Source organism: Haloferax sp. AS1 (assembly GCF_014530665.1).
GTDB classification, from domain to species: Archaea; Halobacteriota; Halobacteria; order Halobacteriales; family Haloferacaceae; genus Haloferax; species Haloferax volcanii.
The window spans coordinates 1,372,952-1,397,982 of record NZ_SPSA01000001.1 but is presented as its reverse complement, the minus strand read 5'-3'; the positions used below and the strand labels follow the sequence as shown (position 1 = coordinate 1,397,982).

26 protein-coding genes and 1 tRNA gene are annotated in these 25,031 nt (G+C 68.5%); 9 read left to right on the top strand and 18 right to left on the bottom strand.

Features of this window, described 5'->3' with window-relative positions:
• Window positions 1–149: 149 nt before the first annotated feature.
• The 3 genes from E4P24_RS07530 to E4P24_RS07525 form a co-directional block, all read right to left on the bottom strand.
• Window positions 150–1,043 (bottom strand): class 1 fructose-bisphosphatase, encoded by an 894-nt coding sequence (locus E4P24_RS07530; RefSeq protein WP_115860775.1) that lies wholly within the window; start codon window positions 1,041–1,043, stop codon window positions 150–152.
• Window positions 1,043–1,171 carry a hypothetical protein gene (locus tag E4P24_RS19175; RefSeq protein ID WP_255505186.1) on the bottom strand — a complete coding sequence of 43 codons (129 nt, stop codon included), beginning with the start codon at window positions 1,169–1,171 and terminating at the stop codon, window positions 1,043–1,045. The genes E4P24_RS07530 and E4P24_RS19175 overlap by 1 nt, the downstream gene beginning before the upstream one ends.
• A gap of 176 nt (window positions 1,172–1,347) precedes the next feature.
• Window positions 1,348–2,313 carry a helix-hairpin-helix domain-containing protein gene (locus E4P24_RS07525; RefSeq protein WP_115802567.1) on the bottom strand — a complete coding sequence of 322 codons (966 nt, stop codon included), beginning with the start codon at window positions 2,311–2,313 and terminating at the stop codon, window positions 1,348–1,350.
• Window positions 2,314–2,437: 124 nt separating this feature from the next.
• Between E4P24_RS07525 and E4P24_RS07520 the strand changes: the two genes are divergently transcribed.
• From E4P24_RS07520 to E4P24_RS07495, 6 genes are all read left to right on the top strand, one after another.
• Window positions 2,438–3,298, top strand: coding sequence for a 3-hydroxyacyl-CoA dehydrogenase family protein (locus tag E4P24_RS07520; RefSeq protein WP_004063385.1), 861 nt, complete (start codon window positions 2,438–2,440; stop codon window positions 3,296–3,298).
• A gap of 147 nt (window positions 3,299–3,445) precedes the next feature.
• Window positions 3,446–4,438 carry an ABC transporter ATP-binding protein gene (locus E4P24_RS07515; protein ID WP_115802566.1) on the top strand — a complete coding sequence of 331 codons (993 nt, stop codon included), beginning with the start codon at window positions 3,446–3,448 and terminating at the stop codon, window positions 4,436–4,438.
• On the top strand, window positions 4,435–6,306 hold the full coding sequence (locus tag E4P24_RS07510; protein WP_188148310.1) for an ABC transporter permease: 1,872 nt from the start codon (window positions 4,435–4,437) through the stop codon (window positions 6,304–6,306). Before E4P24_RS07515 ends, E4P24_RS07510 begins: the two co-directional genes overlap by 4 nt.
• Window positions 6,299–7,357 carry an ABC transporter permease gene (locus tag E4P24_RS07505; RefSeq protein WP_004063391.1) on the top strand — a complete coding sequence of 353 codons (1,059 nt, stop codon included), beginning with the start codon at window positions 6,299–6,301 and terminating at the stop codon, window positions 7,355–7,357. The genes E4P24_RS07510 and E4P24_RS07505 overlap by 8 nt, the downstream gene beginning before the upstream one ends.
• A 95-nt stretch (window positions 7,358–7,452) precedes the next feature.
• On the top strand, window positions 7,453–7,776 hold the full coding sequence (locus E4P24_RS07500; protein WP_004043495.1) for a DUF5798 family protein: 324 nt from the start codon (window positions 7,453–7,455) through the stop codon (window positions 7,774–7,776).
• A 186-nt stretch (window positions 7,777–7,962) separates the two neighbouring features.
• The gene (locus E4P24_RS07495; protein ID WP_115802564.1) at window positions 7,963–8,943 is read left to right on the top strand and encodes a PLP-dependent cysteine synthase family protein; all 981 of its coding nucleotides are present in this window, start codon (window positions 7,963–7,965) and stop codon (window positions 8,941–8,943) included.
• Between the two features lie 51 nt (window positions 8,944–8,994).
• Here E4P24_RS07495 and E4P24_RS07490 read toward each other — a convergent pair whose 3' ends face one another.
• From E4P24_RS07490 to E4P24_RS07480, 3 genes are all read right to left on the bottom strand, one after another.
• On the bottom strand, window positions 8,995–9,414 hold the full coding sequence (locus tag E4P24_RS07490) for a CoA-binding protein (RefSeq protein WP_004043497.1): 420 nt from the start codon (window positions 9,412–9,414) through the stop codon (window positions 8,995–8,997).
• A 94-nt stretch (window positions 9,415–9,508) separates the two neighbouring features.
• Window positions 9,509–10,120 (bottom strand): hypothetical protein, encoded by a 612-nt coding sequence (locus E4P24_RS07485; RefSeq protein WP_004043498.1) that lies wholly within the window; start codon window positions 10,118–10,120, stop codon window positions 9,509–9,511.
• A gap of 187 nt (window positions 10,121–10,307) precedes the next feature.
• A complete protein-coding gene (locus tag E4P24_RS07480) occupies window positions 10,308–11,162 on the bottom strand; it encodes a geranylgeranylglycerol-phosphate geranylgeranyltransferase (RefSeq protein WP_115802563.1) in 855 nt (284 codons plus the stop codon).
• Between the two features lie 94 nt (window positions 11,163–11,256).
• Here E4P24_RS07480 and E4P24_RS07475 point away from each other — a divergent pair.
• Window positions 11,257–11,331: transfer RNA gene (locus E4P24_RS07475), tRNA-Arg, on the top strand.
• A 172-nt stretch (window positions 11,332–11,503) separates the two neighbouring features.
• Here the strand turns inward: E4P24_RS07475 and E4P24_RS07470 are convergent.
• From E4P24_RS07470 to E4P24_RS07455, 4 genes are all read right to left on the bottom strand, one after another.
• On the bottom strand, window positions 11,504–11,887 hold the full coding sequence (locus E4P24_RS07470) for a DUF2255 family protein (protein WP_115859921.1): 384 nt from the start codon (window positions 11,885–11,887) through the stop codon (window positions 11,504–11,506).
• A gap of 332 nt (window positions 11,888–12,219) precedes the next feature.
• On the bottom strand, window positions 12,220–13,170 hold the full coding sequence (locus E4P24_RS07465; RefSeq protein ID WP_115859923.1) for an NADP-dependent oxidoreductase: 951 nt from the start codon (window positions 13,168–13,170) through the stop codon (window positions 12,220–12,222).
• 193 nt (window positions 13,171–13,363) lie between these two features.
• Window positions 13,364–13,768, bottom strand: coding sequence for a cupin domain-containing protein (locus E4P24_RS07460; protein WP_115859925.1), 405 nt, complete (start codon window positions 13,766–13,768; stop codon window positions 13,364–13,366).
• 122 nt (window positions 13,769–13,890) lie between these two features.
• Window positions 13,891–14,568, bottom strand: a complete 678-nt coding sequence (locus E4P24_RS07455) for a helix-turn-helix domain-containing protein (protein ID WP_115859927.1) — start codon at window positions 14,566–14,568, stop codon at window positions 13,891–13,893.
• Between the two features lie 264 nt (window positions 14,569–14,832).
• Between E4P24_RS07455 and E4P24_RS07450 the strand changes: the two genes are divergently transcribed.
• Window positions 14,833–16,170 (top strand): permease, encoded by a 1,338-nt coding sequence (locus E4P24_RS07450; protein ID WP_004043519.1) that lies wholly within the window; start codon window positions 14,833–14,835, stop codon window positions 16,168–16,170.
• A gap of 101 nt (window positions 16,171–16,271) precedes the next feature.
• Here E4P24_RS07450 and E4P24_RS07445 read toward each other — a convergent pair whose 3' ends face one another.
• The 6 genes from E4P24_RS07445 to mvaD form a co-directional block, all read right to left on the bottom strand.
• Entirely contained in the window at window positions 16,272–16,580 is a 309-nt protein-coding gene (locus E4P24_RS07445; RefSeq protein ID WP_004063400.1) for a non-histone chromosomal MC1 family protein, read from the bottom strand.
• A gap of 107 nt (window positions 16,581–16,687) precedes the next feature.
• The gene (locus E4P24_RS07440; RefSeq protein ID WP_115891256.1) at window positions 16,688–17,692 is read right to left on the bottom strand and encodes a phosphotransferase family protein; all 1,005 of its coding nucleotides are present in this window, start codon (window positions 17,690–17,692) and stop codon (window positions 16,688–16,690) included.
• 97 nt (window positions 17,693–17,789) lie between these two features.
• Window positions 17,790–18,482 carry an HAD family hydrolase gene (locus E4P24_RS07435; RefSeq protein ID WP_004063412.1) on the bottom strand — a complete coding sequence of 231 codons (693 nt, stop codon included), beginning with the start codon at window positions 18,480–18,482 and terminating at the stop codon, window positions 17,790–17,792.
• Window positions 18,483–18,569: 87 nt separating this feature from the next.
• Window positions 18,570–20,279 (bottom strand): histidine kinase N-terminal 7TM domain-containing protein, encoded by a 1,710-nt coding sequence (locus tag E4P24_RS07430; protein WP_115891257.1) that lies wholly within the window; start codon window positions 20,277–20,279, stop codon window positions 18,570–18,572.
• Between the two features lie 165 nt (window positions 20,280–20,444).
• Window positions 20,445–21,578: an NAD(P)/FAD-dependent oxidoreductase gene (locus E4P24_RS07425; RefSeq protein ID WP_115802559.1), complete on the bottom strand. Its 1,134-nt coding sequence runs from the start codon at window positions 21,576–21,578 to the stop codon at window positions 20,445–20,447.
• 75 nt (window positions 21,579–21,653) lie between these two features.
• Entirely contained in the window at window positions 21,654–22,628 is a 975-nt protein-coding gene (mvaD, locus tag E4P24_RS07420) for a phosphomevalonate decarboxylase MvaD (RefSeq protein ID WP_006600310.1), read from the bottom strand.
• 554 nt (window positions 22,629–23,182) lie between these two features.
• Here mvaD and E4P24_RS07415 point away from each other — a divergent pair.
• A complete protein-coding gene (locus tag E4P24_RS07415; RefSeq protein WP_188148309.1) occupies window positions 23,183–23,623 on the top strand; it encodes an SRPBCC family protein in 441 nt (146 codons plus the stop codon).
• Between the two features lie 51 nt (window positions 23,624–23,674).
• Here E4P24_RS07415 and E4P24_RS07410 read toward each other — a convergent pair whose 3' ends face one another.
• Window positions 23,675–24,328 carry a hypothetical protein gene (locus tag E4P24_RS07410; RefSeq protein WP_115802557.1) on the bottom strand — a complete coding sequence of 218 codons (654 nt, stop codon included), beginning with the start codon at window positions 24,326–24,328 and terminating at the stop codon, window positions 23,675–23,677.
• Between the two features lie 110 nt (window positions 24,329–24,438).
• Entirely contained in the window at window positions 24,439–25,020 is a 582-nt protein-coding gene (locus E4P24_RS07405) for a flavin reductase family protein (RefSeq protein WP_188148308.1), read from the bottom strand.
• Window positions 25,021–25,031 lie beyond the last annotated feature (11 nt).

The window sequence follows — 25,031 nt, the reverse complement described above, 5'->3', positions numbered from 1 at the left end:
GCACCACCGTATTCAAAATGGTTTTCCATGCACGATTTGCCGGTCGGTCGAACGGGGGCGGCGGCAGTCCGGCCGTCGTCCGTTTGGAGACCGGTCGCTATCGACTGCGGAGTTCGGAGAAAACGAGGTGCCCGGTCGGTTCGGTTCGCTCAGTCCAGCGCGGCTTCGAGTTTCGCCACGAGTTCGGTGTTGCCGACGTACATCGGGGTCCGCGCGTGGAGTTCGTCCTTGTCCACGTCGAGGAGCGACTTCGTGCCGTCGGAGGTCGCGCCGCCGGCCGTCTCGATGACGTAGCCGATGGGGTAGCCCTCGAACTGGACGCGGAGTTTGCCCTCGGGCGCGGACTCCAGCGCCGGATACGCGAAGATGCCGCCGTAGGTGAGAATCTGGTTCACGTCGCCGATCATCGAGCCGCCGTAGCGGAGCTTGCGCGAGGCGTCCTGTTCGACCTCGCGGGCGAACGCCTCGAAGTCGTCGGTCCAGTCGGGGACGCGGCCGCCGAAGCCGTACACCGACCCCTCGTCGGGGAGCGAAACGTCCTCGCGGACGAGTTCGTGGCTCGCGTCGTCGTGGATGACGTACTCGTCGACGGTGCCGTTGCGGGCGACAATCATCGTCATGACGGGGCCGTAGAGGACGTAGCCGGCGGCGACGAGGTCGCGCCCGTGGGCCGGTAGCGGGCCATCGTACACCGCGAAGATGGTCCCCATCGTGTTGTTCGGCTTCAGGTTCGACGAGCCGTCGAGCGGGTCGACAGCGACCGACAGCCGGCCGGTGCCCACGTCCACGGACTCGGGGCGCTCCTCGCTGGCGTACTCGCCGACGCCGTCGAGCGCGCCGATGCGCTCGCAGAGGAGGTCGTCGGCGAACACGTCGGCGGCCATCTGCGTCTCGCCGCTCGGGTTCTCGTCTTCGGCGGTGACGCGGCGACCGGGGAGGCCGGTTCGAATCTCGGGCGCGGTGCTCGCGATGATGTCGACCACGCCGTCGATGGTCCGCACGTCGCGGGCGGTGTCGGCGGTGTTGACGTCGGTCGTCGCCATCAGGCCCATCCCTCCGGGCGTCGGCGGGTCGTCGGCGAGTCGTCGGCGAGTCGAGCGCTGACCCCGAGCGTCGTCGGGGTGGGAGATACCGTCTGCGGGGAGTCGACGGCCGTGTCGGAACCGGGCATCATCTGATTCAAAATGGTGTAACTACCTATATAAAAACTGCGTCTAGAGTGGTTTAGGAGATATTGCTGAATTCAGCCGTTATGAGGGCCGTAACAAAATATTACGGAAAAACACGGTCCGAATAGAAATTACTACTCAGATAGTAAAAATTCGGGCGGCAGTCAGAACCGGCGGTTTACTCCATGGCGTCGCGCGCCTGCCCCTTCCACGCGCTGACGACGGTCGGGTCGATTTGGAGGGCGTCGGCGACGTGTTCCGGGTCGGCGGTGGCGAGTCGCCTGACCGAGCGGACGCCCGCCTCGGCGAGCAGTTCGGCGTCGGCCTCGTCGACCCCGGCGAGCGTCGTGAGCGGTTCGGGCTTCGACCGCTCGCGCCACGCTTCTTCGGCCGCGAGCGCGTCTCCCGAACCGTCGGTCGACGCGTCGGTCGCCCCCCGCCCGGTCGGCGTCCAATCGCCCGACTCCGTGGGCTCCGAGGGGGCGTCCGCTTCGCTCTCCGGTCTCGTAGTCGTCCCCGACTCCGACGGAGTCCAGTCTCCGTCTCGCGCCGGGCCGCTCGTCTCCGTCGCCTCGCCCCGGCCGTCCGGGGTCCAATCGCCGGTGTTGCTGTTTCTGTCGCCGGTGTTGCTGTTTCTGTCGCCGTCGCTGTCGTCGCTGTCGGCATCGTCACTCGCGTCCCAGTCGCCCGAACTCGCGGCGACCCACGCGCGCTCGTCGTCGCCCAGTCCGCGGACCTGCGAGGAGCGGCGGTCGAGGTCGTCGCCGGAGTTGAACGACCACGAAAGCGAGTGCCAGCGCCGAATCTTCGCCGCGACGCCGGGGTTCGTCCCGGCGGCGACGAGGTCCCGGTAACACACCTCGCCGTCGACGATAGCGGCCGCGTCGATGTTCGCCTCGGCGAGACAGTCGGCGGTCGCCGGGCCGACGTATTTCAAGGCCTCTAACTCGGTCGGGACGCCGTCGCTCGCGCGGTCGCCCCGCGGTCTGAGCAGGTGGGTCAGCGCCTCAGCAGGGTTTTTCGGCCCCTCGTCCGGCCCGTTCCCCCGGTTTGCGCCCTCGGCGTCGCTCGGGCGCGCGTCCGAGACGGCTTCCCCTCCGTCCCCGCCCGCGTCGTCTTCGTCGTATCTGCCGGCGTCGTTCACCCCAGTCACCGTTGCATATCCCCATTCTTGCCCCCGACTTGAGTCTTCCCGTGACAGTCACGAGTCTGTCACTATTCCGAACGCATCGGCAAGTTTTACCACCCTCCCTCGCGCAGACCCCGATATGTACGATACCGAAGATATCGACACGGTGGGCGTCGTCGGCGCGGGAACGATGGGCAACGGCATCGCGCAGGTGGCCGCGATGGCCGGCTACGACGTGGTCATGCGCGACCTCGAACCCGAGTACGTCGAGCGCGGCCTGTCGGCCATCGACGACAGCCTCTCGCGGTTCGTTTCGAAGGAGAAACTGACCGCGGACGAGGCCGACGCCGCGAAGGCGCGCGTCGCGGGGACGACCGAGCTCGCGGACCTCGGGGACTGCGACCTCGTGGTCGAGGCGGCCGTCGAGAACATGGACGTGAAACGCGACATCTTTGCCGACCTCGACGACATCGTCCCCGAGGGCGTCGTGCTGGCGACGAACACCAGCACGCTCTCCATCACCACCATCGCGGCCGCGACCGAGCGCCCCGAACTCGTCGTCGGCCTCCACTTCATGAACCCCGTGCCGATTATGAAGGGCGTCGAGGTCGTCCGCGGCGAGAAGACCGACGACGACGTCGTCGCGTTCGCCCACGACTTTTCGGAGGCCCTCGGCAAGGAGACGTGGGAGTCCGACGACAAGCCCGGCTTCGTCACCAACCGCATCCTCATGCCGTGGCTCAACGAGGGCATCCGCGCCTACGACGAGGGCGTCGCCTCCAAGGAGGACATCGACCGCGGCATGACTCTCGGCACGAACGTCCCGATGGGGCCGCTCACCCTCGCGGACCACATCGGCCTCGACATCTGTCTGGACGCCTCCGAGACGCTGTTCGAGGAGCTCGGAGACCGCTACAAACCGGCGTACCTGCTCAAGCGCAAGGTCGCGGCGGGCGACCTCGGCAAGAAGACGGGCAAGGGCTTCTACGAGTACGACTAAGTCGACGAGCGTCGGTTCTCGGCGGCGCGGGCATTCGTTCACTCCCGGCCGCGGGGCGGCGAAACTGTTGCCCCGCGAAGGGGAAGGCTATCAATCCTGAAACCCTGCGCGAACGCTTTTTATGCCGTCCCGCGTGAAACTCTCTCAATGATTACGGTCGAGAACCTCCGGAAGACCTACGGCGACTTCCCCGCCGTCGTGGGAAGCGACTTCTCGGTCGAGTCGGGCGAGGTGTTCGGCATCGTCGGCCCCAACGGCGCGGGGAAGACGACGACGCTGAAGATGCTCGCCGGACTCGTCGAACCGACCGGCGGGTCGGCGTCGGTGCTCGGATACGACCCCGAGGAGCCGGCGATGCGGCGCAAACTCGGCTTTCTCCCCGAGGAGTCGCCGCTGTACGAGGACATGACCGCGCGGTCGTATCTCCGATTCTTCGCCGACCTCTACGACGTGCCCCGCGACGTGGCCGACGAGCGCACCGGCGCGGTGCTCGACCGCCTCGACCTCGAATACCGCGACCGCCGACTCGGGGACATGTCGAAGGGGATGAAGCGCAAGGTCGCCATCGCCCGGTCGCTCGTCAACGACCCCGACCTGCTCATCTACGACGAACCGGCCAGCGGCCTCGACCCGCTGACGACGAACGTCGTCTTGGAGTTCGTCCGCGAACTCCGCGACGAGGACAAGACCGTCGTCTTCAGCGCGCACAACCTCTTTCACGTCGAGTCCATCTGCGACCGCGTGGTCATCATGAACCGCGGGGAAATCATCGCCCGCGGGACGGTCCCCGAGATTCGCGCGGAACACGGCGAGACGACCTACCGCGTGTTCACGACCGTCCCGCTCGCGGAGACCCTGCCCGCCGACGACGAAATCGACGGTGAGGAGCGCCACGTCGCCGTCGTCGACGAGATGTCGGCCGTCGAGTCGCTCCGCGAGCGCGCCGAGGCCGCCGGCGGCCGCGTCGCCGACATCCGAACCGACGAGGCGTCGCTGGAGGACATCTTCCTCCGCCTCGCCCGCGAGGCACCGACGACGAGCGAAGCCGAGGGCGGCCGCGGGCGGGCCGCTGACGGCGAGCGCGAGTACGCCGACGACGAGCGCGAACAGCGCGTCGCCGGAGGTCGCGGGCAGTCGTGACCGACCTCCGAACCCGACTCGTCGCGCACGCCCGGACTATCCTCCGCATCGCCCGCTGGGAGGTGTCGCGCTCGGCGGGGACGCTCGACCGCCGGACCGCCGTCATCGGTCTCGTCGCCGTCCTCGTCGCCGGCGGCATCGCGGCCGGGGCGGCGGGCGGCGGGGTCGCGCTCGACCGCGACCTCTACCGCGTCGGCATCGCCGGCGACAGCCCCTACTACGACGCCGTCGACCAGTCATCCACGCTCGACCCGCGGCCCGTCTCGGACCCGAACGTCGAACTCGTCGTCAGCGAGACGCACGTCTCGGTCGTCGACACGCAGACCGGCCGGGCCGCCTACGCCGCGTTCCGCGACGCGGTCCGGTCGTACAACGAACGACAGATGGCCCGCGAGGAGAACCGGTCGGCCGCGTTCCCGGTCGTCGTGGACCTCCAGTACCGCGAGCGCGACGCGCTCGTCCCGGCCGGAAGCCGCGTCGACGGCGGCGCGGGCGGGGGTGGTGGTGGAGCCGGAACCGGTGACGGCGGCGGAGCCGACGCCGGAACCGGAGCCGGGAGCGGCGCGTCCGGTGCCGGTGACGGTGCGGGCGGGACAGCCGGCGGCGGCCCGGACGCGTCCGACGCCGCGGCGGCCGACGACGGCAGCGTCGACGCCCCGTCGCTCGGCGGGATGGCGGGCCTCTTCGGCGGCGACACCAGCGGGTCGCCGGCGAGCATCAGCCCGCCGTTCCCGTTCGCCTCGCTCGTCCTCGCCTTCGCCTTCCTCGTGCCGATGAACTTCGTGATTCAGGCCTACGGGTCGAGCGTCCTCAACGAGCGCATCAACCGCCGCGGCGAACTGCTCCTCGTCGCGCCCATCTCGCCGGGCGACATCGTCGCCGGCAAGACGCTCCCGTACCTGCTCGGGACGGTCGCGATAACCGTCGCCATCGCGGCGGCGGTCGGCGGCGGCGTCGTCTCGGTGGCCGCGGTCGTCCCCGTCGGCCTCCTGTTCCTCGCGTCGACGTTCGTCGGCGCGATGTTCGCCCGCTCGTTCAAGGAACTCACGTTCGTCACGGTGACGGTGTCGGTGTTCCTGACGACGTACACGTTCGTCCCGGCCATCTTCACGAACGTCACGCCCATCGCGCTCATCTCGCCGCTGACGCTCGTCGTGCGCGACCTCGCGGGCGAGTCGATTCCGCTCGGCGAGTTCCTGTTTTCCGTCGGGCCGATTCTCCTCGCCGCGGCCGTGTTGTTCCTCCTCGGCGTCGGCGTCTACCGCGAGGAGGACATGTTCACCCAGCGACCGGTCCCGCTGAAGTTCCTCGACGCGCTCGACAGTCGCATCTCGCGGGCGCGCTCGGTTGCGACCCTGTCGGCGCTGTCGATTCCGTTCGTCTTCATCGCGGAACTGCTGGCCATCGCCGTGCTGTTCGTCCTCCCGGTGGACCTGACCGTCCCGATGGTGCTCGTCGCGGTCGCGGTCATCGAGGAGTTGGCAAAGAGCCTCCACGTCCTCGCCGCCTTCGAGAAGGCGCGCTTTTCGCGGACGCTCCGGTCGTCGCTCGTCCTCGGCGGGCTCTCCGGCCTCGGCTTCTTCGTCGGCGAGAAGTTCACCGCCATCGCTCAACTCGCCGGGTTGCAGTCGCTCACGCTCGGCCAGACCGCCTTCGCGCCCTCCGGCGTCGGCATCGCCGGCGGCACCGGCGTGAGCGCCCTCGTCGTCCTCGGGCTGTTCCTCGCGCCGCTCGTGCTCCACGCGGTGACCGCCAGCGTGACCGCCTTCGGGGCGAGTCGGGGGCGCTCGGCCTACGGCGTCGCGCTCGTGGGTGCAATCGCCATTCACCTCGGCTACAACCTTCAGGTGGTGAACGCCCTTGGGTAGCCCGCGACTCGCCATCGCCCGGCGCGAACTCGGCAGTCTCCGTAAGGAAAAAACCATCGTGCTGGCGCTGGCTATCCAGCTGTTCGTCGCGGCGTTCTCGTCGTTCCTCGTCGTCGGCCTCGTCTCGCTGTACGACCCCGGCGCGGCGAGCTATCAGGTGGACGTGGCCGTCGCGGGCGACGAGGAGGCCGTCGAGGACCTGCTTCGCGCCGTCGGGACCGAAGACGGGCTCAGCGGGCGACCGTACGCCTCCACGTCGGCCGCGATGACGGCGTTCCACGAGCGGGAGGTCGATGCCGTCTTAGAGGCGTCCGCGGGAGAGGACGGCAGGATACGGGTCGCGGCGGTCGCGCCCGACACGGGCGTGGAGACGACGGCGGTCGTCACCCGCCTCCGCGACGCGCTCCGCGAACTGGAGCGCACCGAGCGCGCGGAACGGCGCGCGTTCCTCGAAACGGACCCGCTTTCCCTCCCGCCGGCGGCGGAGTCGAGCCCGTACTTCGGCTTCACCTACACCGTGCTCGTCCCGCTGTTGTTGTTCCTGCCCGTGTTCATCTCGGGGTCGCTGGTGGTCGACTCGCTCACGGAGGAGGTCGCCCGCGGGACGCTCGAACTCCTCCGAGTCGCGCCCGTGAGCTTCGCGGCCGTCGTGGACGGGAAGCTCCTCGCGGCCGGCGGACTGGCTCCGGTGCAGGCCGTCGCGTGGATGCTGCTCCTCCACCTGAACGGGACGGCCATCGAGAGCGTGCCGTGGCTGTTCGGCATGGTCGCCGGGCTCTCGGCCGTCGTCGTCACCCTCGGCGCGGCGGTGGCGATTACGTCGCCCGACCGCCGGGTCGCACAGCTCCTGTACTCCATCGGCGTGCTCCTCGTCTTCGCGGGCACGTCGTTGCTGCCGCTGAACCCCGCGAACACGGCCGCGCGACTGGCGCTCGGGACCGCAGGCGTCGGCGCGAGAGCCGCCGTCGCGGGGCTCGTCTTCGTCGGCGTCGTCGCGCTCGTCGGCCTCCGGGTCGTCGTCGACCGGGTGGACCCGAACGAACTCGGCTGAGACCCGGTGTCTCCACCCGCTCTCGGTGTTCGTGGCCGGTTTTCTCGCGACACCGCACCGGAAGTCGTACAAGCCCCGAGTCCGAGAGGCGACACATGGCACTCGGAGGCACCGCGAAGAAGCTCCAGAAGGTCGCAGAGATGGCCGAAGACGTGTACAAGAAGCTCAACGAACTGCGCGAGCAGGTCGTCGAGGTCCGCGAGACGGTCAACGAGACGAAGTCGCGCGTCGACCGGCTCGAAGCCGAGAACGCCGAACAGCGGGCGATTCTCGAAGCCATCGCGGAGGAACAGGGCGTCGACCTCGACGCCGCCATCGCGCAGGCGCACATCTCCGAGGCCGAGGACGACGCGGCCGGCGACGAGACCGCCGACGCCGATGCCGACGCGTCGAGTGACGCCACCACCGACGACGCGTAAGCACGCCGACTCTCCGACGCTCCCCGTTTTCTGTCGGTTTCGCACCCAGCCCTAGCCTCGTCTCGGAGTCCCCGAGAGACGACTGTGCTCGACCGACTCGGCTCGACTCACCCACGCACCGACCTCCGACGAAGGGGAGACAACGGGATGAAAACGTTCAGGGTCAGGGGCAACTTTTGCCCGCGTATGACCACGCACCGCGAACCCTTCGACTCGGTGCTCGACACCGTCGGGGAGACGCCGCTCGTCAGGGTCCACGCGTCGCCCGACGAAGTGCCCGTCTACGCGAAGCTCGAATCGTTCAATCCGGGCGCGAGCGTCAAAGACCGCATCGGGAAGTACATGCTCGAACGGATGCTCGAATCCGGCGAACTCCCCGATGGCGGCACCATCGTCGAGCCGACCGCCGGCAACACCGGCATCGGCTTCGCCGTCGCGGCCGGACAGCTCGGCATCCGCGCGGTGTTCGTCGTCCCCGAGCGGTTCAGCGTCGAAAAACAGACGCTCATGCGCGCGCTCGGAGCCGACGTGGTGAACACGCCCACCGAAGACGGGATGGGCGGCGCTATCGACCGCGCCCACAAGCTCGCCGACGAACTCGACGACGCCGTCGTCCCCCAGCAGTTCTCCAACCCGCTCAACCCCGAGGCGCACTACGAGACGACCGCGCCCGAGGTGTACGACGCGCTCGACGGCGAGGTCGGCGCGCTCGTCGCCGGCTGCGGTACCGCGGGCACGCTGATGGGGATGGCGCGCTACGGCCGCGAGCGCAACGAAGACACGTTCGTCACCGCCGTCGAACCCGAGGGGTCGCTCTACGCCCGGCTCCACGGCCGCGACGTGGCGGAGGCGTCGTACAAGACCGAGGGCATCGGCACGCACGACCCCGCGACGAACGAGCTGTTCGACCCCGAGTTGGTGGACGAAATCGTCCAAATCGCCGACCGCGACACTCACGACGAGATGCAGCGCCTCGCCGCCGAGGAAGGCCACCTCGTCGCGTCGAGCGCCGCCGCCAACTCGCTGGCCGCCATCGACGTGGCCGAGCGCGCCGCCGCCGGCGACCTCGACCTCCCGCACGACGCCGTCGTCACGGTCTTCCCCGACTCCTCGGAGCGATATCTCTCGAAGGGCGTCTACGGCGACTTCGAGTCGTGGGAAGGGTAGAACAGGCCGGCCAGAAGCTGACTCCGGTCGAATCGCCGGTTCAGCGGGCGCTCAGGCGAGCCGCGAGTGCTCGACCTTGAAGCACTTGTCCTGAACGAACGAGAGTCCAGCTTCCTCGGCGCGGGCGGCCGCGTCGTCGTCGCGGATGCCGAGTTGGAGCCAGACCGCCTCCACGTCGCCGCGGTCGGCGGCGCGCTCGATTGCGGCGTCGACGATGTCGCCCGCCTCCTCGGACGGTCGGAACACGTCCACGAGGTCGACGTCTTCGTCCACGTCGGCCAGCGAGTCGTACGCCGTCTCGCCGAGGATTTCGTCGTGGAAGGGGTTGACCGGGACGACGCGGTAGCCGTGGCGCTGCATGTACGCCGGGATGTCGTGGGCGGGCTTGCCGGCCGTGGCCGAACAGCCGACGACCGCGATGGTCTCGGCGTCGAACAGCGCGCGGATGTCGTCGTCGCTGGTGATGGGCATACCTACGACGTGGCCGTCTGCGGATAAAAACGTCAGGCGGCTGTGCGGCGCGGCCGCCGTCCCAGTCCCCAGTCCGGCGCGCGCGCCGAACCGGCTAGTGGTCCGCGATGCGGATGTCCGGCGGCGCGTCCTCGTGGGTCGTGATGATGCCGTCGAACAGCTGTTTGATGGTGTTCATCGTCCGGTCGTCGTGAGCGTCGGCGTCGATGGTGAACACGCCGAGGCCGCCCACGCTCTGGATGCGGCCGGTGAACACGTGCAGAAACCGAAAGACGGTCTGGAGGTCGGCGTACATCAGCAGCGTCGAAAGCGAGTGGAGCATGATGCGGTTCTCCGGCAGCCCGCGGTCCTGGTAGTACTCCTGGAGGATTTCCGAGAGCTTGATTCCGATTCCGGTCATGTCGACCGGCGACGACGTGTACCGGATTCGGTCGTCGTCGCGGACCTCGCCGACGCCCTGCTGTTTCGTGACGCAGTCGACGACCGCGACGGGCTTGCCCTCGTAGTCGAGTCGCTTGCCGAAGTCGTTGAGGATGCGGTCCGCGCCGTCTTTGGTCGTGACGATGACCGCCCCTTCACCGCTCCGGGTCCCCTCCGCGAGGATGTCGAGCGCCAGCGAACGCTTGCCGGTCAACGCCGGTCCGACGAGGAGGAGGTTCGTGCCCGGTTCGACCTCGACGTCGAGATCAGCGCCCAGATTATACATACAGGTACCTCGGCTCGATGTCGTCGACTCCGAGGAACGCGCTCGCGTGACGCTTCCGCTCGCCGGGGGTCATCGGATAGTACGATGATACAGTGAGCCGGTAATATTCTTTTTGATTGGAGGATCGAACAGTTCCGGCTCGTCGGGGCGTTCTCCGGGAACTTGCCGATTGTCCGTCCAGGATCACTTATAAGAGACTTCCCGCTGGCGCCGTCGCCCGTCCGAGGATGAACGCGAACGCCGCCAAGAACATCCCGTGTTTGAGTCGGCGCTGGGCCGCGGCCGGATTACCGAACGACTGCGCGGTGGCGGCGAGCATGAGCGCGTCGGCGGGGACGACCACGCCGAGATACGCCAGTCCGAACTCCCCCCGGACGAACGGCACCGCGCTCGCGCCGACGGCGACCACGAGGACGACCGCGCCGAGCCACAGCGACGCCGCCTCGCCGACGACGATGGGGAGTGTCCGAAGCCCCTCTTCTCTGTCGCCCCCGATGTCCTCGACGTCTTTGACGATTTCGCGGGTCAGCGTCGCCAGTGCGGCGAGCACACAGAGGACGGCCGCGCCCAACGGTTCGCCGATGGCCGCGCCGCCGAACAGGAACGTCGAGCCGGTGAGCGCGGCGACGACGACGTTGCCGACGCCCGGGAGACCCTTGAAGAACTCCGTGTACGCGAGGAGCGCGACGAGGTTGACCACGGCGATGGCGATGGCGACGACCGGGAGGACGAGCGCCGAGACGACCGCGCCGCCGAACAGCGCGACGCTGAACCACTTGGCCTCGGGCGCGGTCACCGCGCCGCGGGGAATCGGCCGGTCCGGGCGATTGATGCGGTCGATATCGCGGTCGAAGTAGTCGTTGATGGCGTTGCCCGCGCCCGTGGCGAACACGGTGGCGAGCATCGCCGCGACGACGACGAGCGCGTCGCTCGGTGACGCCCCGGCGACGAACGCCCCGGTGAACGTGAGAACGCCCGCGGCGACCGCGTTTCCCGGCCGGGTGAGTTCCGCGAACCCGCGTGCCCGCGTTCCGAGAGACATACCACGTACTGTTCGGAGACCGCGTATAAATCGCGCGGAGTCGCCGCCCCGAATCAATCCATTTAAAACAGTCCACGACAGACGAAGTCATGTAGGGCGCTTAGCTCAGTCTGGACAGAGTGCTTGGCTTCGGACCAAGTTGCCACGGGTTCAAATCCTGTAGCGCCCATGATTTTTCGAGGAACGAAGTGACGAGCTAAATCTGAGCCGAAGGATTTGAATCGGGAAGCGAACGAAAACGGTAACGCGCTTCGAAGCTCTTCACACGCTCCCGCCACGCGGGGAGCGTCGAGCACCTCGCCGACGGGGGCACATCGCACTGCGACCGAGGGAGGCGACGGTCAGTCGCTGGCTTCCCGCGGAACGACTCTGACCGTGGCCGAGCGCGCGCGGTCGCCAATCATCGCGCTCAGATACGAACTCCCCTCGTACTTCTCTCGGTAGGCGTCGTCGATGTGGTCGTTTATCGGTCCGTCGACCGCCTCGAAGGCGACTTCCTTGGCCTCGTCGTTGACTTCGATTCGCCCCGCGTTCTCTCGGACTGCGGCCTGGTACCAACTGGAGTCCTGGCCGTTGTACGCGCGCACGAACAGGTCGTCGTCGACCCGAACGGACCAGACTCGGGTCGGCGTGCCGTACGTCTCGCCGTCCTCGCGGAACGGCGCGACGTACAGGTCGTTGGAGGCCGCGATTTCGCGCAGTTCGGCCACGTCCCACGCGGTCATCGGCGAACCCCCCCGTCAGTCCCACGGCGGCGGAGCCGAGAACGGCGGGCGCTCGTCCCCCTCGGTCGCTGTTCGCGTGCGGTGCTCGCCTCGCGACAACGGCCGGCGCTCGTTTCAGTGGGTCGGATTGGTCTCGTCGCCATCGGCTAGAATAACGTCGGTCGCTCTCTTGAGCGTAGTGCTGTACGAAAAGCCCGTTTAACTGGTCAGCCGAAGTCAGAAAGCGGTGAACGCCGCCCCATGACCGGTCGCGGCCGTTCTCGCAGAGGCTCACCGCCCACCGTGTGTCCGTGGGCGTCCGAATCGACGCCGGGCGACGTGGAATGCGACGATTAGTTCGATGCGGACTCGTCGTCGCCGGGCGTGAGGATAATCTTCCCGCGGGCGTGTTTCGCCTCGCTCAGCCGGTGGGCCCCCCGCGCTTCGGAGAGCGGCAACACCGTGTCGAGCGTCACCGAGACGGTGCCGTCTGCGAGTAGCTCGGTGATGTCTTCGAACCACTCGCCGTTCCAGCGGACGTTCGTCATTATCGCTTCGACGCCCTGTTCGTTCGCCAGTTCCTGTTGCTCGTCGGTCGGCGGACTCGGGAGCTTGTCGATGGTACCGCCTTCGTTCAAGATTTCGAGGGACCGGTCGAAGGTCTCTCCGCCGACGCCGTCGATAACTCCGTCGACCGGCTCGAGCACCTCTTCGAAGCGCTGTTCGCGGTAGTTGACGAACTCGTCGACGCCGAGCTCTCGGAGATACTCTTCGTTCGACCCCGAGGCGGTGCCGATAACGTGGAGGTCCCGCTCCCGTGCGAACTGGACGGCGAAGTGACCGACGCCGCCGGCCGCGGCGTGGATGAGAACGCGGTCGCCGGCGTCCACGTCAATCGCGTCCAGCGCCTGCCACGCGGTCAGCGCGGCCATCGGGACGCCGGCCGCTTCCTCGAAGCTGAGCGACGCCGGTTTTCGCACGAGCTCGTCTTCCGGCGCGGTGACGGCCTCTGCGTACGTGCCGCCGCCGTACTCGAACTCGACGAGACCGAACACTTCGTCGCCGACCTCCAGGTCGCTCACGTCGGAGCCGACGGCGTCGACGACGCCGGCGGCGTCCCAGCCGACCGTCCACGGGAGTTCGTCTCGCTCGACGAGGCCTTTCCGCGTCATCCAGTCGACCGGGTTCACGCCGGCGGCGCGTACCCGAACGCGCACTTCGTCGGCGGCGGGTTCCGGCTCGTCTACGTCTTCGTACCGAAGTACGTCTGGGCTACCGTACTCGTGAATGCGTACTGCTTTCATGGTCGAGTCGTATCTCAATGGAGGCGTAGAGCCCCCCTGAACTCGGCGCTATCTGCAAAGTATATTTAAGTACTAACGCGTGTCGACCGCCGCCCGTGCGGTCACCGCGCCGCTCCGAGGTAACGACCGCGTCGCAAACGAGTCGGGGTGGCGGATTCGGGCTGGACCGCGTTCGGTACCGTCGGCAGACGGGTTACTCCGACGCCGGGCCGTACTCCTCGTCGGTGACGTGTTCTAACCAGGTGACGGCCTCGCCGTCCTGCTCTTCTTGGATGGCGATGTGGGTCATCGCGTTGTCCGGCGTCGCGCCGTGCCAGTGTTTCTCGCCCGGGGGGAACCAGACAACGTCGCCCGCGCGAATCTGTTTAATCTCTCCGCCTTCGCGCTGCACGAGGCCGCACCCGCTCGTCACGACCAGTCGCTGTCCGAGGGGGTGCGTGTGCCACGCGGTGCGAGCGCCCGGCTCGAACGTGACGCTCGCGGCCGCCGCGCGGGCCTCGCCCTGAGAGTCGAACAGGGGGTCAATTCGGGCGTCTCCCGTGAAGTACTCCTCGGGTCCTTCGACGGACGGGTTCGCACAGCCTTCGGTGATATCCATGGTTGTCTCACCTCTCAGTTGGGTGTCGTATGACTTGGTTTCGATGCTATCTGGAATGGGTGTTTAAATACTGTCGCCGGTTCGGGGTCACGGCCATCGGAACACGAAGCTGGGGTCCGCCGCTATCTGCTGACCGTGTTGACCTGCGACTGCGAGCCGAGCGCGGAGGTGAGAAGCTGGCGCTCGCCGCGGCGGAGGAGACTCGACATGGAGGGTTGCGAGATACCCATCTCCTCGGCGAGTTCCTCGGTCGAGACCTGCCGCGGGCTCTCGTAGTAGCCGCGGGAGATGGCGAGCGTCAGCGCCTCCTGTTGTCGCTCGGTCAGTCCGTACTGCGACGACTCGTCGCGTTCCCGGGGGTTCTGCGTGATAGAAATCAGCTCGATGGAGATACCGTACTCCTCGCAGCGGGTTCGCATCCCGTTGAACGCGTTGTAGTTCTGAAAGAGCTTCTTTTCGTACCAGCCGTCGGGCGTGACGACCGTCCGTTCCACCTGGGTCGCGGTGAACCGCTCGGGGGCGAACGCTTCCGAGACGACGTCGTCCAGTTCGATGGTGGTTTGGAAGACGTCCTTACCGCTCGCGCGCCCGAGCGCGTCGACGGCGACGACTTCGTCGAAGGCCAACAGGTCGGGTTCGGAGATGTCCGCGTCGGGGTCGACGTAGAGCATGAACACCCGAGAGTTCCCCTCGTGGCAGAGGCCGTGTACGCATTCGATCTGGTTCGACGGAACCGATTTCGCGAGACGGACGAACGGCAGCGCAGACGAACGAATAACGATCTCCGTAGTGATAGTCACGGGAGAAACGGAGGTGCTGCTCGAAGTTAACTTTCTGGGTACCCCGAGAGACAGGCCGTATTACGCCTCCTACGGGACTTTGACGCCCGAACGAGTTTCGAGCCGGTGACGCTCGGTCGCTCCGACGGCGCGAGCCGAACGCGACGGCTCACGTTCTGAACTCTCCGCCCCGTCGGAGTTCACAATCAGAACTCGCGTCGCGCCGGAGCCCCGATTCTGCTAGGCACAACCCAGTTAGGTACGGCTCCCCTCATACTCAATCACATGGACCGGAGCGAATACGCGATACTCGCGGTCATCGCAGCCGCGACGGTCGGACTCGGCGTGTTCACGACCACACAACCGCTGGGAACGTTCCTCGTCGAGAGCGCCCGAGAGGCGCTTTCGACCACCGCGGCCATGGCGTGGGTGACGTGGTGGGCGCTCGTCGTCGGCTTCGCCATCGCCGGCGGCGTGGAGGCGTGGACCTCGGGTGAGGAGGTCTCGGAGCTACTGGAGGGCCACGGCCCGCGCGAAATCGGCTACGGCTCGCTGTTCGGCTTCGTCTCCTCGTCGTGTTCGTACAGCGCCATCGCCACCGCGAAGAACCTCTTTAAGAAAGGCGGCTCCGCGGCGGCGACCCTCGGGGCGTTCATGTTCGCCTCGACCAACCTCGTCATCGAAATCGGCGCGGTCATCTGGATTCTGCTCGGCTGGCAGTTCCTCGTGGCCGACATCCTCGGCGGGTTCATCCTCATCGGGCTGATGGCGTTCGGCTTCGTCTACCTCGTGCCCGACGAGGTGGTCGAACAGGCCCGACGGAACGTCCAAGACGAGGGAAGCGAGACCGTCCGCGACCCCGTCTGCGGGATGGAAGTCGACCCCGACGAGACGGAGTACAGCGTCGAACGCGACGGCCGGACGTTCTACTTCTGCTCGAAGTCGTGCAAGGAGAGCTTCGACCCCGAGGAGGCCAACACGACGGTTCGCGAGCGGGCCACGTCGCTGTCGGGGTGGAAGGCGCTGGCCGACAAGCAGTGGAAGGAGTGGGGGATGCTCTGGGACGAAATCGCCATCGGCTTCGTCTTCGCCGGCCTCATCGCCGGCTTCATCCCCGACGCGGTGTGGACCTCGGTGTTCTCGGGGCCGACGTTCGGGCTCCCGGTGTACGTCTTCTGGACCGCGGTCCTCGGGGCCGTCATCGGCGTCGCCACCTTCGTCTGCTCGGTCGGGAACGTCCCGTTCGGGGCGGTGCTGTTTTCGAACGGCCTGCCGTTCGGGAGCGTCCTGAGCTACATCTACGCCGACCTCATCGTCCCGCCCATCGTGGACGCCTACCGCGAGTACTACGGGACGACGTTCGCGGCCGTCCTCTCGGGGATGATATTCGTGGCGGCGGTCCTGACGGGCGTCGTCATCCACTTCGTCTTCCTCGGCGCGGGGCTCATCCCGGCCCCCGAGAGCGTCCAAATCGCGGAGGTGAGCATCGAGGCCGACTACAAACTCGTGTTGAACGTGTTCGCGACCGGCCTGTTCGGCGTCCTCTACTGGCTCCACCGCTCGGAGTCAGTTGGTGATGACGGCCACGGCGGTCACGGCGAGGCGGCGCAGGCCGGCGACTGAGCCGTTGGAGCGCGTGCGCGACGCACGTCCGAAACGCCCGAAAAACCGAAACAGCCCGAAAAACCGAAGCCGGGGTCCACCGGCCCCGCCGAACCCCCGGCTTACGCTTCGAGATGTTCGATGCCCTGCTTCGAGACGTTCGCCCGGGTGACGTGGTCGTCCATCCACTCGGGGGCGTCGTCGTCTTTCTCCTCGGTCCACGCCCAACCCTCGTAGATGTGGACGCGGTCGGTGCCGCGCTCGCGGAGCCTGAGTGTCGCCTTCCCGTCGATGTCGTCGGGGCTGGGTGCGGGATGGAGCCGGCGGGCGGCCTTCAGCGCCGCCTGCCGGGGATACGTTCCGCTGAACACGCTCGTCTCCTCGCCGTCCTCGACGAGGACGAAGTTTCGCTTGCCGTCTTCTCGTACCATGCGTGCCTATACCACGCACTCCGAATTAGTAGTTCGTGTCGCCGCGACGGTCACAGCGCGCCGTCGACGGGGCGGTTCGTCCCGGTCGACGCCACTCCCCCCACGACTCACAACCACGCGTCGAGTCGCGCTCGGTGGAAGTCGACCGCGGCCGCGCCGGTTCGCTCGGGGTAGCCGGGGCGGGTCACCTCGCCCGCCGAATCGACGGCCGAGTGGACGACGGCGGCGACCCGATAGGCGCGCGGGACCGGCGGGAGCGGCCGGACCGACTCGTAGCCCGCGCGGAACGCCCGGCGGAGCGGCGCGCCGTCTTCGACGTACCAGTCAGCGACGAGGTGTTCGACTTTGGCGACGGCGAGTCCCGGCGCGGCGGCCATCGGCTGTCCCCAGTCGAGGACGGCCGAGACCCGGTCGTCCTCGACGAGCGCGTTCCCCGGTCTGAAGTCCCACGGATAGAGCCGCGCCGGCGGGTTCGCGGGGAGCGACGCGGCCGCGACGGCGTCCGCTAACCGCTTTCGACACCCGTCGAACGCGGCCGGGAGCGCGGCGATTCCCTCGCGGGCGTAGGCGGAGAACCACGCCTCCCAATCGCTGTCGTCGGCGCTCGCGGCGTCGAATCCGCGGTTGGTCGCCGGTTCCGATTCGAACCCGGCTCCGCCCGCGGTCGCTTCGCCACCGTCGGCTCGCTGTCCGCCGCGAGGAGAGCCCGCAAGCCGACCGTAGCCGTCGAAAGTGAACTGTTCGTGGAGCTGGCCGAGGCCGACGCCGAACGACCGGGCGACCCGCCGCTGGGCCGTCGCATCGAGCGAGACGAACCGCTCGTGGAGTTCGTCGCCGGCGGCGCGCTCCGTGACGACGTAGCCGGCCCCGTCGAGCGCGCCCGACGCGAGGACGCGGGGGACCGGAATCGACGTGCGCTCGCGGACCGCCCGCGAGAGGGCGGCTTCGACGGCCAGCGCCGCGGCGTCGGCCGCCGTCTGGACGACGACTTCCCCGCCGTCGGCGAACGTCGCGACCGCGGTTTGCTTGTGGTTCCCGTTCGGAACGCGAGCCGTCGCCGCGACGCGTCGCTCGGGGAACTCGCGGGCGAGCACGCCCTCGACGGGGTTCATGGAACCACTCTACGGGTGACGCGAACAAAGGTCCAGCGGACGGCTCGCGGCGGCCGATGGCGATGGCGATGGCGACGGCGACGCCGCGGGAGCCGAGTCACGGCCCGCCGTCGAGAATCGTCGAGAACTCGGTGAGCGACCGGAGGACGTACGCCGGGGCGTACGAGGTCGGGTCCGGGTCGCCTTCGTCGCCCGTCTCGACCGGGCACCACGCGGCGTCGAGACCGGCGCGGTGGGCTCCGTCCACGTCGAACTCCAGCGAGTCGCCGACGTGGAGGCTCGCGTTCGCCTCGGCGTCGAGGTCGGAAAGCGCCCGGTCGAACGGGTCGGGGTGGGGCTTTCGCCGCGGCATGTCGCCCGCGAAGACGACCGCGTCGAACGCGTCGGCGATGCCGAGCGCGTCGAGTTTGACGGCCTGCCGCCGCTCGGGACCGTTGGTGACGAGGCCGACCGACGCGTGGTCGCGGGCGGCGGCGAGCGCGGCCTCGGCACCGGGGCGAAACGAGACCGCCGAGTGGTCGACCGTCTCGACGAATCCGCGGGCCAGCGCCCGAACGTCGACCCCCTCGCGGTCGTGTTTGGCCGCGACGCGCTCGAAGCCGTCGGCGAGGTAGCCCTCGTGGTCGTCGTGGTCCGGCGGGCCGTCGAGGGCGGCCCAGAGGTCCGACGGCTCGCCGAAGCGGTCGAGACCGGCGGCGTCGAACGCGCCGGCGTAGATGGTCTCGCCGCTCTGGTCGTTCGTACAGAGCGTGTTGTCGAGGTCGAAGAGAATCGCGTCGAACGGTGCCACACGCTCTCTTGGAGCGGCGGCGATAAAACCTCGTCCACGAGCGACGCCGACCGCGGCGGCGACGGTCCCCGAGTCGAACGGGGCGGCTCAGTCCGCGGCCTCGACGGTCGCGAGCGGGAGTTCGATGACGAAGACGCTTCCCCGCGGTTCGTTGTCCTCGATGTGGACTGCGCCGCCGAAGTTCGAGACGATGGTGTCGACGAGGTACAGGCCGGTGCCGGTGCCGGGGCTTCCCAGCCCCTTCGCGCCCTTCCCGAAGACGACCGACTTCCGGTCGTCGGCGATGCCGGGGCCGTCGTCGGCGATGCGGACGGTGACGCACTCGTCGTCCGCCGCGCCCGAGACGGCAATCGACGGGCGGTCGCGGTCGCTGTGGACGACCGCGTTCTTCAGGACGTTCGCGAACACGGAGTCGAGCAGGTCGTTGGCGAACACCGTCGCCGGCGGGAGGCTATCGACCGTGAAGGCCGCGTTCGGATAGCCCTCGCGCACGTCGTCGACGGCCTCGCGGAGCGCGTCACCGACGTCGAGGGCGCGGCGGCGCTCGTCGTCGTTCGTCGCGCGCATCAACTGTCCGAGCACGTCGGTGAGGTCCACGGTGTTGAGCGCCCGCCGGAGCGCAGTCTCCAACTGCGACCGCGCCTCGTCGGACAGCGGCTCGTGGTCGAGGACGATGTCGATGTACGCCGTCACGAGCTGCATATCGTTTCGGATGTCGTGGCGGACGATGCGGTTGAGCACCTCCAGTTCGTCGTTTCTCGACTCCAAGGCGAGTTCGTAGCGTTTCCGCGGCGTCACGTCCCGAACCGAAACCACCCACCCGAGCGGGTCGCCGGCGCGGTCCAGCGGGATGCGCGTCAGTTCGACGTAGCGCTCGCCCGCGACGAGCGCGTCGCACGTCGGGGGGTCGCCGGCGAGGTCGTCGTAGTTCGGGAGAGCCTCACTCGCCGGGCGACCGAGGAGCGGATCGTCGGCTCCCAAGAGGGGCCGGACGTGGTCGTTGACGTGGACGACGACCTCGTCGGCGTCGAGGACGACGAGCCCGTCGGTCGAGTGCGCGCCGGCGGCCGCGTAGGCGAGCGGGAGGATGTCGAGGAGCTTGTAGCGGTAGACGGCGATGCCGAACGTCACCGCGGGCACCGCGAGCGAGGCGGGGATGAGGTTGACGCCGCCGGCGAGCGGCGGCGAGTCGGTGAGTTCGAGCGCGGCGACGACCGACGGCACGACCATCCCGACGAGGAGGAGCGTCGCCTGCGTCCGGTAGGGGCGGTCGAGTTCGAGGGCGTACTGGCCGATGACGCCGAGCCCGAGAAACAGGAGCACGAAGGCGTAGACGAGGCCGAACACGCTCACCGGGCCGTCGGTGACGGAGAGCGTCACCCCACCGTCAACGGCCGACAGCTCCCAGCCGGTGTAGCCGAGTTCCAGCGGGTTGGTAAAGAGGACGACGAGGAACACCGCGGGGACGACGTACAGCGCCGCGACGACCTGCCGGTCGAGCAGTTCCCGCCGGTCGGTGTACGCGAGGGCGAAGACGAAAAACGCCGGCGCGGCCGTCATCGCACCGACGTGGAGGAGCTTGTAGGCGAGCAGTTTCGCGCCGGGGGCGACGAGAAACAGCTTGACCGCCGTCGTCGCGGTCCAGAAGGCGACGGCGGCCGTCAGCACGGCGAACGAGACGACCGTCGGGTTCCGCCCCCGGCGGCGGACGGACTGGAGCGCGTAGCCCGAGAGGATGGCGGCGACGACCGCCGCGAACACCATCGGGTAGGCGTACACGCTGTGCTGCCAGTTCATCGAGCGCCTCGCTCGGCGGTCACGTCGCGAATCGCGGCCTCGCCGGCGCAGTCTCGGTCGTTCCCGGTATCGTCGGTGATAGCTGGAGATACTCCGGCATCGGATAAAGAACTTCTCAGGGTCGGGCCGGCGGACCGCGGGAGCGGGTCGCCCGCCGCCGACCCGTCAGGCGTGCAGTTCCTCGTCGACGAGGTCGACCGCCCGCGAAATCGCGCCGACCGAGGTGAGATGGCCCGCCCCGACGGTGGCTTTCATGGCCTTCGCGGCCTTCCCGCGGAAGATGCTCGGGCCGACCTGCGCGACCGCGCCGTCACCGACCGAGACAATCCAGCCGGGGACTTCGAAGCGATACGGGTCGGGCCGCGGGGCGAACTCGTCTTCGTCGCCGCCGGTCTCGAACTCGACCTGCGCGGCGATGTTGCCGGCGACGGTCTTCGCCTCGCGGAGCGCCGCGGAGGCGCTCGCCGGCACGGGCTCGCCGTCGGCGTCGACCGCGCGGGCCGCGTCCCCGACGACGAACGTCCGCCGGTCGAGACGGAGGTCCGCCCTGACGGCGGGGCGCTCGCCGCCCATCGCGTCGTCGCCGGCGATGCCGCCGGTCCAGACGAGCAGGTCGTAGTCGATGTCGCCGGTGTCCGCCTCGACGGTCGCGTCCGTCACCGATTCGACGGTCGTCTCGGTCCGAATCTCGACGCCCCTGTCGAGGAGTTCGTCGCGGACCGCCCGCCGGAACGACGCGTCGAACGACGGCGCGACGGCGTCCAGTTGCTCGACGAGGACGATATCGGCGTGCGCGCCCTCCTCGTCGCGGAGCGCGGCGAGTTCGCCCGCGACCTGCACGCCAGACAGCCCCGCGCCGCCGACGACGACGGTGCCGCCCTCGTCGCAGTCGTCGAAGAAGCGCGTGCGGATGGTTTCGGCGTCCGCGACGCGCTTCAGCGGGACCGAGTGGGCTTCGAGGCCGGGGATGCCGTAGTAGGCGGTCTGCGCGCCCAGACAGACCGCGCAGTAGTCGTAGCCGAGGGCGTCGCCGGCGGCCAGTTCGACGGTTCGCGCGTCGCGGTCGACGCCGGTCACGCGGTCGACGACGACCTCGGCGCGGTCGAGCGCCTCGTCGAGGGGGACCTGAATCGCGTCGGCGACCGCCGGCCGCCGAATCGCGCGGTGGACTTCGTGTTGGACGAGGTGGTGCGGGGAGTCGTTCACCACGGTCAGGTCGGCGTCGGCGGGGAGTCGGCGTTCGAGGTCGCGGGCGAGCGTGAGGCCCGCGTACCCGGCACCGAGAACCAGGACACGCATGGCTGTTCCGTCGGGCGCGAGAGAAAAGAGGGTGACGGCGGTCGCGGGCGCGGTACGCGGCGGTCGGCCGCGCGCTCAGAACAGCGCCTCGGACTCGTCGAGCACCTCGGCGGGGCCGCCGACGCCCCACACGTCGGTCTCGACGCCGCAGTCCGCGACGGCTTCCTCGACGCGGTCGACGTGCTCCTCGGTCGTGTTGATGTAGACGCTCGCGCCGGTGTCGGTCGAGAAGTAGACCGGCACGTCCTCCTCGTTTCGGAGCCTGCGGACGGCGTTGAAGACGGCGATGGTGCGCGGTTGCCAGTACACCCAGCCGGCGGGGCCGGTCATCGTCGTCGCCGCGAGCGACAGCGAGTCGTGCTCCGCGAGTTCGAAGGCGGCGTCGAAGTCGCCGTCGTACAGCGCGTCGCGCATGTCGTCTATCTGGGCGTGGATGTGGGCCATCCGCGCCTGGAACATGTGGCTGTCGGCGGCCTCGGCGTGGGCCTGCTCGGTCTCCTTGTAGGCGGGGACGTGCGCGGCGACGATGCGCAGGTCGTCTTCGAGGTCGGTCTCGATGCGCTCGGAGCGGCAGTCGGTGTCGTTCATTCCCGAGTAGAGGTGCGAGAACGCGCCCGTGACGGCGCGGGCGGCGGACGCCGACCCGCGGCGGGCGATAGTCGAGACTTCGGGGCGCGTCATGTCGAGGTCGGCCGCCTCGGAAAGCGCCATCGCGGCCGCGGCGAACCCGGACGCCGACGACCCGAAGCCGATGTTCGATGGGAAGGAGTTCTCGCTTTCCAGTCGGACCCGGTGGTCGAAGCCGGCCAGCTCGCGGACCCGGTCGACGACGGCTTGGATGCGCTCCGCGCCGCGGCCCTCGACTGCCTCGCCGCCGATGACGTAGACGTCCTCGTCGGCGTCGGGGCGGAACTCGACGGTCGTCTGCGTGTGGCTCGGTGCCGTGCAGACGCTGATGCTGTCGTGGTACGGCATTCGGCGCTCCGTGTCTCGCATCCCGTGATACTTCACGAGGCCCTGAATCGGGTGGGCCTTGGCGGTGGCCTTCATGTTCGAACGCCCGTCGGACTCGGGGTTAAACGTCCCGATAGGCGTCGGCTCCGGCGGCTCACGGTAAAAATCGGTCGGAAATCGAGTGCGCGCCGGCGGGACGGCCGGCGCGGGTCGGTCGCAATCGGTGCGCAGGAAGGTGGCACGGTCTCCCTCTCCCGCGGGAGACGGTCGAGTTCGATGCAGTCGGTCGGTTGTGTGTGTGTCGTCGTATCGTGGTGACGGTATCGTGGTTGAGTAGCTGGATTCGCTCCGATTGGTTGGTTAGTCGGTTCGTTACGATGCAGTCGGTTCGTTACGATGCGGTCGGTTTGTTGCTGTTCGTCGTCGTGCGAGTGGTTCTGCCCGGCTTATTCCGTGGACTCGGATTCGTGTCCTCGCTCCCAGACGTTCGTGACGCTCTCGCCTGTGGGCGGTGTGTGGCTGACGTCTCGCATCGTCGCATTCGGGCGGTCACTTGTGTTGCTCATGTGTTGCCTTGGTAGTTGCTACCACGATTCGTGGATAAAGATTTCGGCGGTGTTATATTACGACTTATTAGCATACTAGGAGATATGAGGGGAGCGTCGAGTCGGACCCGAACGCGCGTGGAGCGAACGCCTGGCGGGCGTCGTCTGGTCGTCTCTCGGCGGATTTCGGCTCCCGCGGCGGCGGCGTGGGACGTGTTGGTGTCGGTCGCAGACTGGCCCGACTGGGGACCGAGCGTCTCGGGCGTCCGCGGCGTCGACGGAGGAATCGAGGCGGGGAGTCGCGGCGAGGTCCGCGTCACCGGCGTCTGGGTCCCGTTCAGCATCGAGACGTGCGACGACGAGTCCCGTCGGTGGACGTGGCGCGTGGCCGGCGTACCGGCGACGGGGCACCGCGTCGACCCGGTCGGTCCCGAACGATGTTCGGTTTCGTTCGAAGTTCCCGTGCTCGCGGGGCCGTACGCCGCGGTCTGTGCGGTCGCGCTGCGCCGAATCGAGCGACTCGCGAAGCGGCGCGCTCGCGGGTGAGGCGGGCCGAGAACACGGGAGCGCGTGAGTTCGAAACCGAGCCAGAGCCACTCAGAACGGGCCGAACAGGACGAGCGCGGCGACGACCGCCACCACGACGACGGCCGCGACGAGGAGCGCGAGCGCCCGACCGGAGCCGGCGTTTTCGGCTTCGTCCGCCTCCGCCGCGGCGCGGGCTTCCTCGGCGTCTATCTCGTCGAGAATCTCCTCGAACTCCGGTTCGTGTGGCTCGTGATACTCGTCGATGACGTCCTCGTCGAGGTCGGCGTCTTCGAGCGCGTCTACGAGGTCGGGAAGCGCCACGAGGTCGATGGGGCGTTCGACCTCGTCTGGGTCGACGAGGAGCGCTCGGTCGCCGTCCTCGTCGGGTTCGTCGAGTTGGTCGTCGGCCGCGAACGCGAGGGCGAGCGTCTCCATGGCCTGCTCCTCGTCGCCGGTCGTCAGGAGCGTCCCGTCGATGCCGCGGTCGGCGCAGCGCTCGGCGAACGTCTCGACGCTCCGGGCGTCGAACGCGGCTTCCACGTCTATCCAGACGACTTCGGTCGGTTGCGACTCGTCTCCGGGGGCCGAAAAGAGGAACGTCCGCCCGTCGCGGTCGCTCCGTTTCGTCCGCTCCCCGCGGGCCGCACGGACTCGCTCGACGACGGTTGCCGCGTCATCAGTATCGAGAAACGAAAGCACGCTCGACAACGACACGTCGCTCATTGGTTCGAAAGACTCCGTATCCCGCGATAAAGCTTCGCGCCCCATTATCAATTCACGATAACGGGCGGGCAGCCGGAGCGGGTTCGTCGGAGCGGGTTCGTCGGAACAGGTCAGTCCGGGCGGACGAGTTCGAACCGGTCGTCCGTCGTCGCGTACTCGTTGCCCGCGAGGCGGCCGACCGTATCGAGTTTCCTCGTGTCGAGTTTGCCGTCGGTCAGCACCTCGTCGGCGACGTGCGCGTGGACGACCTCCCCCAGGACGAGCGTCGAGGAGCCGACCTCCATGCTGTCGTAGAGGGTACACTCGAAGGCGACGTTGGCGTCGGCGACGCGCGGGGCGTCGACGCGGACGGCCTCGGCCTTCTCGATGCCGGCGTGGTCGAACTCGTCGACGCCCGGCGGGACCGTCGCGGCGGTCTCGTTCATCGCTTCCACGAGGTCGCGGGTGACGACGTTGACGACGAACTCGCCGCGCGAGATGGCGTTTCGCGGCGTGTCCTTCAGCGACGGCCCGCGGCCGACCGGCGCGAAGACGAGCACCGGTGGGTCGACGCTGGCGACGGTGGAGAAACTGTACGGCGCGAGGTTGTCGGCGTCGTCGCCGCGGGTGCTCACCCACGCGATGGGCCGCGGGACGACGGCTCCCGAAAGCAGGCGGTACGGGGAGCCGAAGGCGTCGGGCGCGCCGTCCATCAGCGACTCAC